At 40.6% G+C, this 571-nt stretch carries 1 protein-coding gene; it reads left to right on the forward strand.

Going from position 1 to position 571, the window contains the following annotated elements:
- Window positions 1-466: serine hydrolase (locus HRG09_RS28340; protein ID WP_174104105.1), on the forward strand; the 466-nt coding region annotated here is incomplete at its 5' end.
- Window positions 467-571 lie beyond the last annotated feature (105 nt).

Here is a 571-nt window from a genome sequence, read left to right on the forward strand (position 1 = left end):
ATCGGATACATTCTTACCTGGAAATTCAAGCGTGATACCAGGAACCAAGCATGCCCGTGGATATATCCAACTAGACGGCGCAAGTGAGCCAAAGGATGTTACTTATTATAACCCAAGTATAGGTAGCTCGGCTGGAGATATGATTTCTACTGCAGATGACTTAAACAAATTCTTCTCTTCCTTACTCAGTGGCAAATTACTGAAGGAACAGCAACTAAAACAAATGCTTACTACAGTTCCGACAGGAAGAGCAGAAATTGATGGATATGGTCTTGGAATCTATGAAACTAAGCTTCCAAACGGTGTCTCGATATGGGGACATGGAGGCAGCATTCCAGGGTTTATTACTTTTGCTGGAGGTACACTTGGAGGTAAGCATACGTTAGCCGTCAATTTGAACAGCTTAGGAAAAGCTGACAATCCTGATCCTTTTAAAAATATTTTACTTGCTGAATTTAGCAAGTAGGCAAAAAGGAAAACCGGATAAACTTTGTCATAGTTTTTATGGCTCTAGTGCAAAAAATCTAAGAAGCTTGGACATACTGATAGTATCAATCTAGGGGTACCGCCC

This window comes from Bacillus sp. Xin1 (assembly GCF_013314535.1).
GTDB lineage: Bacteria > Bacillota > Bacilli > Bacillales > Bacillaceae_G > Bacillus_A.